Annotated in this window: 11 protein-coding genes and 1 pseudogene; 4 read left to right on the top strand and 8 right to left on the bottom strand. The window is 69.5% G+C overall.

The genetic code is table 11. The features are described 5' to 3' along the window. Window positions 1-27: 27 nt before the first annotated feature. Window positions 28-516 carry a general stress protein gene (locus tag M8I34_RS27060; RefSeq protein WP_250053492.1) on the bottom strand — a complete coding sequence of 163 codons (489 nt, stop codon included), beginning with the start codon at window positions 514-516 and terminating at the stop codon, window positions 28-30. Between the two features lie 221 nt (window positions 517-737). Between M8I34_RS27060 and M8I34_RS27055 the strand changes: the two genes are divergently transcribed. Together M8I34_RS27055 and M8I34_RS27050 are read left to right on the top strand one after the other, a co-directional pair. Beyond that, window positions 738-2438, top strand: a complete 1701-nt coding sequence (locus M8I34_RS27055; RefSeq protein WP_250053490.1) for a CdaR family transcriptional regulator — start codon at window positions 738-740, stop codon at window positions 2436-2438. 20 nt (window positions 2439-2458) lie between these two features. Then, complete coding sequence (locus M8I34_RS27050) at window positions 2459-3103, top strand: MEDS domain-containing protein (RefSeq protein ID WP_284050855.1); 645 nt, start codon at window positions 2459-2461, stop codon at window positions 3101-3103. A gap of 93 nt (window positions 3104-3196) precedes the next feature. On the opposite strand, the gene M8I34_RS27045 is transcribed toward M8I34_RS27050, so the two are convergent. From M8I34_RS27045 to M8I34_RS27035, 3 genes are all read right to left on the bottom strand, one after another. Beyond that, window positions 3197-5398 carry an FUSC family protein gene (locus M8I34_RS27045; RefSeq protein WP_250053486.1) on the bottom strand — a complete coding sequence of 734 codons (2202 nt, stop codon included), beginning with the start codon at window positions 5396-5398 and terminating at the stop codon, window positions 3197-3199. A gap of 393 nt (window positions 5399-5791) precedes the next feature. Continuing rightward, entirely contained in the window at window positions 5792-5965 is a 174-nt protein-coding gene (locus tag M8I34_RS27040; protein WP_250053477.1) for a hypothetical protein, read from the bottom strand. Window positions 5966-6244: 279 nt separating this feature from the next. Then, complete coding sequence (locus M8I34_RS27035; protein ID WP_250053475.1) at window positions 6245-6604, bottom strand: hypothetical protein; 360 nt, start codon at window positions 6602-6604, stop codon at window positions 6245-6247. 394 nt (window positions 6605-6998) lie between these two features. Between M8I34_RS27035 and M8I34_RS27030 the strand changes: the two genes are divergently transcribed. Then, window positions 6999-7448, top strand: a complete 450-nt coding sequence (locus M8I34_RS27030) for a DUF1931 family protein (RefSeq protein ID WP_284050854.1) — start codon at window positions 6999-7001, stop codon at window positions 7446-7448. Between the two features lie 252 nt (window positions 7449-7700). On the opposite strand, the gene M8I34_RS41440 is transcribed toward M8I34_RS27030, so the two are convergent. Next, window positions 7701-7832: a hypothetical protein gene (locus M8I34_RS41440; RefSeq protein ID WP_284050853.1), complete on the bottom strand. Its 132-nt coding sequence runs from the start codon at window positions 7830-7832 to the stop codon at window positions 7701-7703. Then, complete coding sequence (locus M8I34_RS27025; protein ID WP_250053471.1) at window positions 7832-9784, bottom strand: MFS transporter; 1953 nt, start codon at window positions 9782-9784, stop codon at window positions 7832-7834. Before M8I34_RS27025 ends, M8I34_RS41440 begins: the two co-directional genes overlap by 1 nt. A gap of 89 nt (window positions 9785-9873) precedes the next feature. Here M8I34_RS27025 and M8I34_RS27020 point away from each other — a divergent pair, with 89 nt between their 5' ends. After that, window positions 9874-10158, top strand: coding sequence for a hypothetical protein (locus M8I34_RS27020; RefSeq protein ID WP_250053469.1), 285 nt, complete (start codon window positions 9874-9876; stop codon window positions 10156-10158). A 544-nt stretch (window positions 10159-10702) separates the two neighbouring features. Here the strand turns inward: M8I34_RS27020 and M8I34_RS27015 are convergent. Then, a pseudogene (locus M8I34_RS27015) lies at window positions 10703-10808 on the bottom strand (DUF5925 domain-containing protein); the annotation flags it as partial. Between the two features lie 126 nt (window positions 10809-10934). After that, the gene (locus M8I34_RS27010; protein WP_250053467.1) at window positions 10935-12749 is read right to left on the bottom strand and encodes an APC family permease; all 1815 of its coding nucleotides are present in this window, start codon (window positions 12747-12749) and stop codon (window positions 10935-10937) included. Window positions 12750-12814 lie beyond the last annotated feature (65 nt).

The raw sequence follows: 12814 nt of genomic DNA, 5'->3' as shown, positions 1-12814 counted from the left end.
GGTGCGCGCGCCCTGTGCCGAGGGTTCTCACTTCTCGGTGGCGGTGGTGCCGGCCGCCGCGCTCCCGAGCCGGTTGAGCAGCTTGGCGGCCTGATCGGCCACCTCGGCGTCCGCCACGACCTCGTACCGGCTCGGCTGCATCGCTGTCACGGAAGCGAAGTCGCGGCGCCCGCGCTGCATGCTGTACAGGAGCAGTCCGAGCAGCGCGCCGATCACTGCGCCGAAGATCAGCCCGTAGAGGGCCAGCAACAGCGACGACAGCACCGGGTTGAGCCAATTGAGCAGGCCGAAAAGCCAGCCGATCAGAGCGCCGGGAAGAGCTCCGGACGCGGCCCCGCTCAGCGCCGCGCTCCCAAAGCCGACACGACCGACAACTTGTTCGACGAGTTGCAGGTCGTGGCCGATGATGGCGGTTCGTTCAACAGGGAACTCCTGGTCAGATAGGTAATCGACTGCGCGCTCCGCCTCCGCGTAGGTGGGGTAGGACGCGATGGTCCGACGATCCTGCTGGCTCATGTCCCCTCCTCCCGGCGACACACCACTGCTACTGGTTCATGGCTGACCGCTTCAGTCTCGCCATCGCAGGCGGCCCGCGGCCTGCGCCTGCGAGGCCGAAATCCCTAGGCAATCTCGGTCTGCCAGGGTGAGCTGATCGAAGCCGACATATCGGGCAAGATCTGTGTCATTGGGTAGTGTGGATGCCGGGCGAGTCCCTTAGAAAGGCCCGTGATCCCACCATGACCACGACCTCGGGCACGGCGGGCCGGTCCCCCCGGAACAGCTGGGGCCGCGAGCACCTGGCGAACCTGTACAGCCTCTTCGTGCTCTCGATGATCATGAATGACGCGCCGGACGAGAGCGACGTCCTGACACGGGCCGTCACCGCCGTTGGCACCCTCGGTCCGTGTCGTGCCGAGGTCGCCTACCTCACGCTCGACAACGGCCTGACCCGCACGCCCGCCGACTGGCCCCACGCCACCCCCCACCTCGATGCCCAGGTCCGGAGACTGGGCGGTCAGGACGGGCCGGTCACGGTGCCGGACCGGGAATGGGGCTGGAGCCTCGCGCTGCACAGCACGGCGGACGGCATCGGCCACCTGGTGGTCAGCGCACCGTCCCGGCCCACCGATGACGAGTACTTCCTGCTGCGGGTTCTGGCTCAGCAGACCGCAGCGGCCCTGACGCAAGCCATGACCCGGCGCACGGAACGCGACCGTGAACAGCAGTTGCGGCAGCTCAGTGAGGATCGCGCGGCCACGAACGCCCAGCTCACCACGTCCGTCTCCGAACTGGAGCATCAGCGTTCCGTCCACGAGATGCTCAGCGACGCCTCCGCGAACGACGACGGCGTACAGGGCATCGCCGGGGCCCTCCACCGGCTCACCGGCTACCCGGTCGCCATCGAGGACCGCTTCGGCAATCTGCGGGCCTGGGCGGGCCCGGGCCGCCCCGACCCCTACCCCAAACCCGAGGCGACCCCGCACGAAGAGCTTCTGCAGGATGCGGCCCGCCGGCTGCGGCCGGTGCGGGTGGGAGAACGGGTCATCGCGCTGGCCTGGCACCGTGGCGAGGTCCTCGGCACCGTGGCCCTGATCGACCCCGAGGCAAGCACCGGCGAACAAGCGCAGTTCGCCCTCGACCACGCCTGCACCGTGCTGGCCCTGGAACTGGCCCATCTGCGCAACCTCGCCGAGGTGGAACTGCGGCTACGGCGCGAACTCGTGGACGACCTGATCACCGGCACCGACGACGAGAGCGCCTATGCCCGGGCGGCCGCTGTCGGCCATGACCTGCACGGGCCGCATTATCTTGCCGCGGTGCAATGGGTGGGCCGTCCAACCGACGACACCTTCGTGCACGCAGTCGGCAGGTCGGCGGCCGGCCTGCGGATGCGGTCACTGCTGGCCAGACGGTCCGGGATGGCTGTCCTCGTGCTGCAAGGGCGTCCGCGGGCGACGGCCCTGTACGAGGCAGTGGCAGGCGAACTGGGCTCGCCCACCGGTTCGATCGGCGTGGGCGGCCGGTGCGACACCCCGAGCGAGATCCCGCGCTCGTTCCAGGAAGCGCTGCGCGCGCTGGAGGTCCGCCAGCGCTCGCAGTCCCCTCACGGCACCACGACCTTCGACGAGCTGGGCCTCTACCGCATCCTCGGGCCGGGAGGCAGCTACCGGGACGTCGAGCAGTTCGTCCGTGAGTGGCTCGGCCCGCTCCTGGACTACGACGCCGCACACCACTCGGACCTGGTCCGGACCCTCTCCCAGTACTTCGAGTGCGGTGGCAACTACGACGGCACGGCAGCCGCCCTTGCCATCCACCGCAGCACCCTGCGCTACCGGCTCCAGCGCATCCGCGAGGTCAGCGGCAGCGACCTCGGGGACGTCGACAGCCGGCTGAACCTGCACGTCGCCACCCGGGTCTGGAAAGTCCTGGGCGGCTGACCCTGACCAGGAGGCGAGCGATGCACCGGCGGACAGCGGACACTCCCGTGGCCGCTGTCGCTCACCTGGGCGGAGTACCACTGACTGCCGGCGACCACATCTGTGCCCTGTATCGGGGGCGTGCCGAGCGGGACCGGCTCATGACCCCCTTCTTGGCGGAGGGCCTGAGTGCAGGGCACATCTGCCTCCTCTTGGGCACCGAGGGCGACGGCTGTACTTTTCGCGACGTCTTGGCGTCTCAGGCCCCGGCGGTGGGCCGGGGCGGCAACAACCTCCAGGTCAGGGGCCCGAATGAGTATCTGCGGGACGGGACCTTCGACGGGGACCGCACACTGGCCCGGCTCTCCGCATGGTCGGACGAGATGTTCCCGTCGGACAACGACACCTGCGCCCGGCTCGCCGCCGATATGAGCTGGGCCCAGCCCTTGGTGCAGCCCGCCTTCGTCCAGGACCTGGTCCGGTACGAGATGCACGCGACCCGGTGGCTGCGGTCGCATCCCCAGGTGGGGATGTGCATGTACGACCTGGAGCTGTTCCACAGTGACCTGATCGTCCCACTGATCAAGGCCCATCCGAAGGTCTGGCTGAACGGCATGATCATGGAAAATCCGTACGTCCTCGATCCCGATGAGGAGACCGGGCCACCGGCCTCCGGGGAGACCTGACACCGCTCACCGCTCAGGGCTCCGGCCGTGCGCACATCCCGCCGTCCGGTTCCGGCACGGAACCCCGGCTTGCCGCACGGAACGCGGCGCTGCCTATCCGACGTCCTTGGGTGGCGGAGCCGAGCCGTCACCGCGCCCCCGCCGGAGTTCCTGTTCCTCTTCCGCATCTGCCGCCTCTTCCTCCGGTGCCGGTCGCTCCTGTCGGTCCTCCCGCGCCTCCCGGACCGACTCGACATCCCGTTCCAGCGGTGTCGTGCCCAGCGCGGCCGTCAGCTTTTCCAGGGCCCCCAGCAAAAGTTCCGCGCCACGCCGCACCACCGGATCATCACCGCCGTCCGCGCCCTCCCAGGCGTCGAGCGCCGCCGCTACCCGCTCCCATCGCGGGGTCCGCCGCTCGCGTACGTCCCGCGCCGCACGCGCGGTGTCCGCCCGCAGGGCCGCCGCAAACACCGCGGCTTCCGGGACGGGCCGCACCCCTCGTCCCGGCAGATGGGCCTCCAGAAGCATCGCCGCCCGCCCCATCGACTTGAGTGCCTCGTACGCGTCCTGGGCCGCACTGTGGGTCAGTCCACGATGCTTCACCGGCTCTTGCTCGGACCGCTCGAAAGCCTCGTCCCACGCGGCCTCCTTCTTACGGGCGGCAAGCAGTGCCTGCCGCACTTCCGCGCGATGCCCGCCGCCGGGATCCGCGTAGCTGCCGACCACCGCCGCCGCGTACCGCCCGTTCGCGGCGAGCCAGTCCGCGAGACGGTCCAGCAGCCGTGGGGTCTCCCAGGCCGGAAAGGCCACATAGGCCAGCATCGCGAGCGCACCGCCGAGCAGGGTCAGCAGCACTCGGTCCCGCACCGTCTGGTGCCACTCCTCGCCCCCCATCCCGAGCAGAAAGACGACATACGCTGCGGCGAAGGACTGCGAGACCGCGTACCCGGTGCGCATCAGCAGGTACATCAACCCGGCCGAGAGCACGGCCAGCCCGCCGGACAGATATGCGTCCGGGTGAGCCAGCTGCACCACTCCGGTGGCCAGTCCGACGCCGACGAGAGTGCCGGAGAACCGGGCCACAGCACGGGAGTAGGTCTGGTGGAAGTCGGGCCGCAGCACCATGACGGAGGTGATCGGCACCCAGTAGCCGTGGCCCAGCGGAAGCGCATTGCCGAGCAGGTAGCCGAGGCAAGCCACTCCGGCGAGACGTACGGCGTGCCGGAGAACAGTCGAGTCCCAGGTGAGCTCGCGGCGCATCGCGCGCAGCACGACCGGCACCATCTGGAACATGGTCGGACGTACCAGTGCCGGGGCGTTCGCCGCGTGAGTGTCGCCGCTGTTCGCGGTCTCCACGACCTCGCGCAGCAGATCGAACAGCCGCCCCGCCGCCAGCCGCGCCGGCCCCCGCAGCACCTCCTCCTCCCCGCCCCGGAGGGCCTCCATGGCTTCGGAGGGCACCCGGACCGGGGTACCGCGGCGGATCGAGTGGGCAGCGGCGTCCAGCACCTCGCCGGCCGCCTTCAGGAGTTCCCGCGTCCGGTCGCGTTCCGGCCCCTCCGCCGGAGCGCCGACCCGGGGGTCGGCGAGGGAGGCGAGGACCGGGCGGATGCGCTCGGCCAGGCCGCGGGGGCCGTGCAAGGCGGCGGGCCGCCGGCGCGCCTGCCACGGCGTGACCGCAGCGGCGTCGCGGGCCGTCATCATCGGTTCCGGGGCGAAGGGGGCCACCGGGTCGTGCCGCAGTCGCCGGGCGTAGTCGGCCACGGCGGCGAGGGCGTCGGCGAGCGCGTCCCGGTGCGCTCCCCAGCGGCGGATCGGGAACAGCAGGATCAGCGTCGCTTGCACCACACCGCCGAAGGCGATCACCGCGGAGTGCTCCAGCGCCTGCACCACGGTGGTCGGCAGGGTGATGGTCACCAGCATGATGCCGATCGTGGCGGCTGCGACGATCCCGGCCGTCGAGCCCGCGGCCCAGGCCATTCCGGCGCCGAAGGACCACACGGCGAGCAGCAGGAGGAACGGCACGGGGTGCGCCCCCGCCAGATACCCCAGGAAGGTGCTGAGCGCCAGGCCCGCGCCGGCGGCCAGCGCAAGCACCTTGCGTGGGCGCCAGCTCCGCTGGAACGTGGCGGTGCCGGCCGAGAAGGCTCCGAACGCGGCGGACGTGGCATAGGCCGGGGAGACGAGCCACAGCGCGAGCCCGATCACGGTCGCCACTCCGGCCGCGGCGCGCAGTGCGACCAGCGGCTCGAGCCGGGTCCTCTCAATCGTCAGCCCGGAGCGCACGATCAGCCCCAGCGCCCGCAGCCATGTCACGGCGCCGAGCTTAGGTCGAGGCCGGGGCCATCCGCCGTCAGCCGCACCGTGCAGCCGCCCACGTGAGGTACCACCTGGTGCCGGGAGCGAACCGAGGAGTCCGGCCGGAACGCCGGCCACCGGACGGGGCCGATCCAGGTGCCGCTGTCACGGGCGCCGGCCCCGCGGCATCCCGACGTGTGGCGGCTGCGCTCGGGTTCCGGGAGCCGGGCGGCCGGCTGAGTGTTCGCCTGGGCGAGTGAGAGCAGCTGCTCGGGATCTTCCCCATTCGGTCGTGTGATCGTCTTCATGAGGCGGGTCAGGGGGATGAAGCCGTCCGTCGTTCCGAGTTCTCGCGGGGTCGGTCCGGCAGGTGTGGGGTGTCCGTGAGGCGTTCGGCGAGCGCGGTGACCGCTACGCGGTCTCCTTCGAGGCTTCGCGTTCGTCGTCGGTGAGGTCGAATTGCTGGAGCATCTGGTCGATGCGGTCCTTGACGGCTAGCAGCTGGCCGCGGGTGGAGTGCTTGGACGTAGAACGGGCAGCGTGCGCAGGCCGGCCGTTGCGGACACTTGGCGAAGAAGTCGTCATTGCAATAGCGCGCTTGCCCAGGTCGTAGTACTCAGGTCGTTGAGGGTTAACGGCTCGCGGGTGTTGAGAAGGTGGGGGCGATGGTGGCGCGGGCCCGCTGGCTGGTGAGCGCGTCGAGCGCATCGTGGGACACCGATGCTCGGCTTCCGGTTCGGCGAGGCACGGTGGGACGGGGAGCGGTTGGCTGCTTCCGAACTGCCGCCCGTGCCCGTGAGACCGCGGGGCGGGTGCATCAGCACACGGCGGGTGCGGGGACGGCAGGCGGGGCGTGAGTCCGGCTCAGGAAAGTTCTTCCAGCATTCCGTGCACATGAGCCACGGCAACCTCTATGTCGGTGTGTTTGTACTGCCCGGCGCGTGACTCCGCGGAGAGGACTCCGCAGCGGTGCACTTTCTCGAAGTCGCCATAGGGGAACTTGTACCGGCCTTTGTTCTCTTCGTTCTGTTCGTCGTCTTCGCCGAGGTACCACCTCCGGTATTCGGCGAAGCCGTGCTGCTCCAGGTAGCGGTTCTCCTCCTCGGCCGAGGGGCGGTGTTCGCTCCACTCGTCCCGGTCGTCGAGTACCACTCGCCGTTCCTTGACCAGCTTCTTCGCGTGTTCAAAAGCTCGTGCGTTCAACTTCACCACCACGAGGTTCACACCTCCCACGCGTTGCCGTGCCACGGGTCTGCGGGAAAGCCTCCGGGAATGACGCTCACCGGGGGAGGGGATAACGCTCGGTTGCCTGACTATGTGCCCCTGTATTCGCGGCGGATGATCCGCCGGTCCGAAGCATCCATGGCTCATACAGTGAGGTAACGCTTCGCGTCCTCTTACTTGCGCCCATTTTACGCCGCCGACGGGCGGCTCTCACGGCCAATTCCGGGAACTTTCCGATCGCTTGGCCTGTCAGGTGAAATAAACGCCACGGCTTCGGCCTGGCATGCGCAGGCGTGCCCCGGAGGTGTCTGGAATCCTGGAACTGGGCATTGCCCGCCGGTGCGCGGACAGTCGCCGGTGTGGGGCAGTCACCGAGGGCGAGGAGGCGAAAGACATGACCGTGATTGGCGTGTCCAGGTTCGAAAGGTTCTTCCGTGCCGCCGCAAGTCTCGACGTGGACAAGAACGATCTGAAGCGGTACAGCGACTTCGTCGACGGCAAGCTCTACGACCTCCTGCTCGTCGCCCAGGCCGCGGCCAAGGCGAACGACCGGGACATCGTCGAACCGTGGGATCTACCGATCACCAAGGGGCTTCAGGAGAGCATTCACCGGTTCCGGCGGCTGGACGAGGAGATCGAGCTCAAGCCGATCATCGAGCAGCTGGCCGCGCACCCCCTGCTCGACCGGGCACCCAGCGAGGAGACCGAGGCCCGGTACCCGGAGATCATCGGCGGGCTGAGCCTGGCACTCGCCGAAACCTTCAAGATCATGTACCCCGACGTCAAAAACCCCCAGACCAAGCACTGGGAGGGCGCGACCGCCATCTTCGACCTGCTCCTCTAGCCGGCCCTGCCCGGATTGCGCAGGTCACCCCTCCAGGGGCCGGAGCCACCCGCCCCCGCCCGGCTTGGCGAGCGGCGGCCGCGCAGGTGTGGCTACCGCAGCACGGCAGACAGCGACGTGCGCATACGGGCCTTGAGGTCCGCCCACTCCCCGTCGCTGATATGGCCCTTGAGGACCTGTAGGACGGTCTGCACCAGCTGCTGGTCCACGTCGGCAGGGCCGTGCTGGGCACGCCTCCCACGGTGGACTCGATCAGCCCGCCCATCTGATCAGCCCGCCCATCTGGTGGATGAGTTCGTCGAACTCCGGCAGCGGAGTCCGCGTCAGGTAGGCCCGCCGCTCCACCCTTCCACTCGTACGCTGCCGTCGGGCGGGTGAGGTCATCACCCGTCACCTCCGTCACCTCCGTCATCTCGTGTCCTCGGGGGCTTTCCGGGTTCTTCTCCGTGACCGGCGGACCGGCCCGCAGGACCGTAGAGGTCATCGGGCAGGGTCTTCGCGCGCGACTCCCGGACGGCCTCGCGCAGGGCCTTGCGGAAGCGGCCGGGGCCCCACGACCGTCCGTCGACGGTCCGCTCGAGTGCGTCGCGCCGGGTCGGGCCGTGCTCTGCGAGGGCGCGGGAGACCTGCTCGATCTCGTGGTCGAGGGACCGCTCGGCCATGGCCGAGGTCCGGCTCGCTGTGCCGGCCGTGCCGGCCATGCCCGGTGAGTAGAGCGAACTGCCCGTTCCCGGACGGTACCGGCGTAGCCCGGTGCGCTCGCGTTCCCGGCGGCGGGCCGTGCGGTCGGCGATCCGCCGCTCCCGCTCGCGGGCCGCCTGCCGGACGCCCTCGGGACGGGCGCGTTCGCGCACGGCCTCCGGAGAGGGCTCGTTGCGCCAGTCCGTCTCGGCCTCCCCGGCGGTGAGCGGTCTGGCGATGTTCTCCAGGGACTGCTGCTCGGCCCGGACACCGAAGAACACCTCGGCCAGCCCGCCGACGGCCATGGCCGCGGCTCCGATGAGGAAGCCCAGGGCCACCAGCCCGGTGTGACCGCTGTGAATGAAGTTGCCGAACAGCAGCGGCCCGGTGATACCGCCGACAGCCGTACCGACCGCGAAGAACAGGGAGATGGACAGTGCGCGGGTCTCCATGGGGAAGACCTCACTGACCGTCAGGTAGGCCGAACTCGCTCCCGCGGAGGCCACGAAGAAGGTCACCGAGATCAGCGCGAAGAACGACCATGCCGTCAGCGAGCCGGTGATCAGCAGGACGGCGAGGGCAACGGCGACAGCCGCCGAGCCGAAGTAGGTGGCCGCGATCATCGGCTTCCGGCCGATGGTGTCGAACAGCCGGCCCAGGAAGAGCGGTCCGAGGAAGTTGGCGACCGCGAAGATGGCCAGGAAGTACGGGACAGAGCTCGACCCCACACCGAAGAACCCGCTCAGTACGGTGCCCAGGTCGAAGACAATCGCGTTGTACAGGAACGCCTGTCCGACGAACAGCGCCAGTCCGAGGATCGCGCGGCGTGGATACCGCTGCACGGCAACCCGGGCGATCTCCGTGAAGGGGATGACATCGCGCTGCCGGATGGTGATGGCCTCGCCCGGTTCCGGCAGCTCCTGGCCCGTCTCCGCCCGTACTTCGGCCTCGATCCGGTCGACGATGCGCTCGGCCTCCCCCTCCCGTCCGTGGATGAACAGCCATCGCGGGCTCTCCGGGACGTGACGGCGCACCAGCATGATGCCCAGCCCGAGCACGCCGCCGAGGCCGAACGCCAGCCGCCAGCCGAGGTTCGGCGCGAGCAGATGTGTGTCGAGCAGGACCAATGAGACCAGGCCCCCGAGCGCCGCTCCGACCCAGTAGCTGCCGTTGATGGACAGGTCCACCTGACCCCGGTTGCGCGCCGGAATCAGCTCGTCGATGGCCGAGTTGATCGCGGCGTACTCGCCGCCGATGCCCATGCCGGTGATGAACCGGGCGAGGAAGAGGTACCAGGCGTCCTGGGAGAACGCGGTGGCGACGGTGGCGAGGATGTAGATCCCCAGCGTCACCATGAACAGCTTCTTACGGCCGAAGCGGTCCGTGAGACGGCCGAACAGGAGCGCTCCGAAGCAGGCTCCCGCCACATAGATCGCGGCGGCCGTGCCGATGTCGGCGCTGGTGAGGGAGATGCCGCTGCCCGGCTCGGTCATACGGGCCGCCACTGCGCCGACGATCGTCACTTCGAGTCCGTCGAGAATCCAGACGGTCCCGAGGCCGATCACGATCCGCCAGTGAAAGCGGGACCACGGCAGCCGGTCGAGCCGGGCCGGGACGCGGGTGGTGACAGTAGCCAGTTCGGTGCTGGTGGTCATGGTGTTCCTCCCCGTACTCGCCATCAGCAGTTCAGTGGAGGAGCGGGCGGGCGGGCCGGAACGCCTGACTCCGCATAGGGTGGATCTCGATGTTGCGCTGCCGCATTCTCGGACATCGCTTCCGCTTCCTCAGCGAGGGCGACACGATGCGCTGGCACTGTGCGCGCGGATGCGGGGCGGGGGGCGCCAAACGATATCCGGCAGCCGAGGATGCCCGGCGTTATGCACGGGCCTTCGACCACGAGGACCAGGAGGACCTGGGCCGTCGGGCACCGCTCGTCGGGCTGTTCCCGCTGCGGCTGCTGCGTGCGCTGCGCGAGCACCGTGCGAAAAGAGCCGGTACGGGGCCCGGTGTCACGCCTCCGCCACGCTGACCGGCCGGGCCCGGCGCTCCCGTACCGGCGGGCGGCAAGACGCTTGCGGGCCCCACGGTGGTACGCAAGCGCGGCAAGCGGGTCGGCAGCCATGCCCTCACCTCGCGCTCTGATCGGCGCTTGCTTGCGGTCCGGGGTCCGCGTGGGACCTGCCTGGGGACCGCGTCGTACGGAGGTGACGGCCGGTGTCCAGTGTATTCCCGTTGGGCCGACAAGGAGAGCCGCGCCGGAGGGCGGCGGACAGCAGACGTACCCAAGGCCCCCGCTTGCCCGCGCCGCAGCCCACCTGCGCTCGGAGGGCGAACGGTGGGGAGGGCTTTCACCCCGCAGGCGGAGGTGCGAGGCCGGAGCGCTTGCGAGGGTGAAGGCAGCGTCACGCAAGGACGCTGTCTGCGATCGGGCCGGCCGGCGCAGTGACGGCCCGGCATCAGGACGCCGACACGGCGCTCGGGTGCGAGCGGCGGGCGGCCCGGTCGCTCGGGTGGCGGAGCAGGAGCGCGGCGCAGGGACGTGTGAGTGCCGTGCACCGGTCACGGCGGGCTTATCGGTCCGTGGCCTCGGCCACCGGCGCGGTGTAGCTACGGCCGGATCTCCCCCCAGGTGCCCGCCGTGATCTGCCAGGGCGTACGGTGCGGTCCGCGGCGCGGCGAGAGCGGCGAGATGTACCCAAAGCCCACCTGTGGTCCGCTGCCCGCAGCGAGCAGAACGAGGATGGCCTCCGTGGTGAAAGAACGTGATGGTGGGCCACTGGGGGCGCCGTTACGTGAGTGACGGGGTCACAGTTCCAACTGGAGTTTGAGCAGGCATACGACTACGTCGGTGCGGGCACTCAGCAGACCGGCCATGAGAATGCCCCGTTGGTTCTGGAGAATCCGGTAGCGGCCGTGCAGGGGTTCCACTTGGGGGATGAGTACGGCGACCTGCCTGCCGTTGCGGGCGACCTGCTCGACGTAGCCGATGACCGGATGCACCAGGGAGTGCTGAGGGCTGTCGATGATGTCGAGCCGTGGGCCGGGGTTCCATCGCGCCCAGTCGGCGCGCATGGCGTCTGCTTTCGTCCGGTCGTCGAAGACGGCGACCACGACGACCTCATCGCCCAGTGAGGACGCGGCGTTGAGGGCGGCGGCGGCGACCATGTCGACCCTGCCCAGGGGGACGATGACCAGACTGTGGGTTCGTGTGGGGCGTGGCGGGGTGCCGTCCAATTCGAGTTGGTCGCGAACGCGCGTGTAATAGCGCTCGATCCGGGAGAACAGCAGCATCAGCAGCGGCACGGTGAGGACGACGATCCAGGCACCGGCGAGGAACTTGGTGGCGAGCAGGACGATTCCGGCGACGGCGGTCAGCACAGCCCCGACGCCGTTGATCAAGGCCCGGGGCAACCAGCCGTCGGGGCGTTGCATGCTCCAGTGCCGGACGAGGCCGATCTGGCTGATGGTGAAGCCGACGAAGACGCCGATGGCAAAGAGCGGGATCAGGCGCTGGGTGTCGGCGCTGACGACGACCAGCATGACGCCGGCCAGCACCGCCAGGGCCACGACGCCCCAGCGGTGGACGGGCCGCTCCGAGCGGAGGGCGAACAGATGAGGGAGACGGTCGTCCTTGGCGAGGACGCTCATCAGGACCGGAAGGCCGCCGAAGCTGGTGTTCGCGGCGATGCCCAGTACGAGAGTGACGATGAGGCTGATGGCGTAGTAGGCCCATCCGGTCCCGAAGGCGCCGGCGGTCAGCTGGGCCAGCAGCGTCACACCGCCGCGTGGCGACACGTGATGGCGGCGGATCAGCAACGACAGCCCGATGAGCATGGCGCCCAGCAGCAACCCCAGCATCAGCTCGGTGTGTTGCGCCCGCTTGACGCGTGGTTGGCGGAACATCGGAACGGCGTTGGCGATGGCCTCCACCCCGGTCAGCGCCGAGCATCCCGCGGAGAACGCCTTGAGTACCAGGAGCACGCCCAGCGCCTCGACGGCGGGGAAGGACTGGGACGTTCCGACCGTGGCTGCGGGATGGGCCCGAAACAGTCCCACGACGATGACACCGATCACGCTGACGATGAACAGCACCGTGGGCAGCATCAGCACCCGCGCGCTGTCCGCGATGCCGCGCAGATTGACGACGGTGAGGACGAACAGCGCGATCAGGCATACGGCCAGAAGGTGATCGGAAAGGACGGGAAACGCCGATGCGAGGCTCGCGGCGCCGGCGGCGAGACTGACGGCGACGGTGAGGACGTAGTCGATGATGAGGCTGGCCGCGGCGATCAGACTGACCGGCCTGCCCAAATCTTTCTTCGCCACCGCGTAGGCTCCACCGCCGTCCGGGTGCACGGCGATCACCTGGCGGTAGGAGACGACCAGGACGGCCAGCAGCCCGGCGATGACCAGGGTGATCGGCAGCATCGCCGTGAGCGCGCCCGAACCGGCGGCCACCAGCACGACGACGATGGCCTCCGGGCCGTACGCGACCGAGCTGAGGGCATCCAGTGATAGGGCGGCCAGCCCCTGGATCACGGTCAGGTGGGATTTTCCGCCCTCGCCGTGCCGCCGTGGGACCTTCGGGTGAGGTTTCTTGGGCGCAAGCCCGAGCGTCACGTGAAACTCACTCGCTCATTTGGCGGGTACACCCACCCATGCCGGGCCGTGGCACAACGGCAATG

It is taken from the genome of Streptomyces sp. MCA2 (genome assembly GCF_023544705.1).
Lineage (GTDB): Bacteria > Actinomycetota > Actinomycetes > Streptomycetales > Streptomycetaceae > Streptomyces > Streptomyces decoyicus.
Note: the sequence above shows the minus strand (reverse complement) of the source record. Positions and strands in the feature narration are given on the sequence as shown.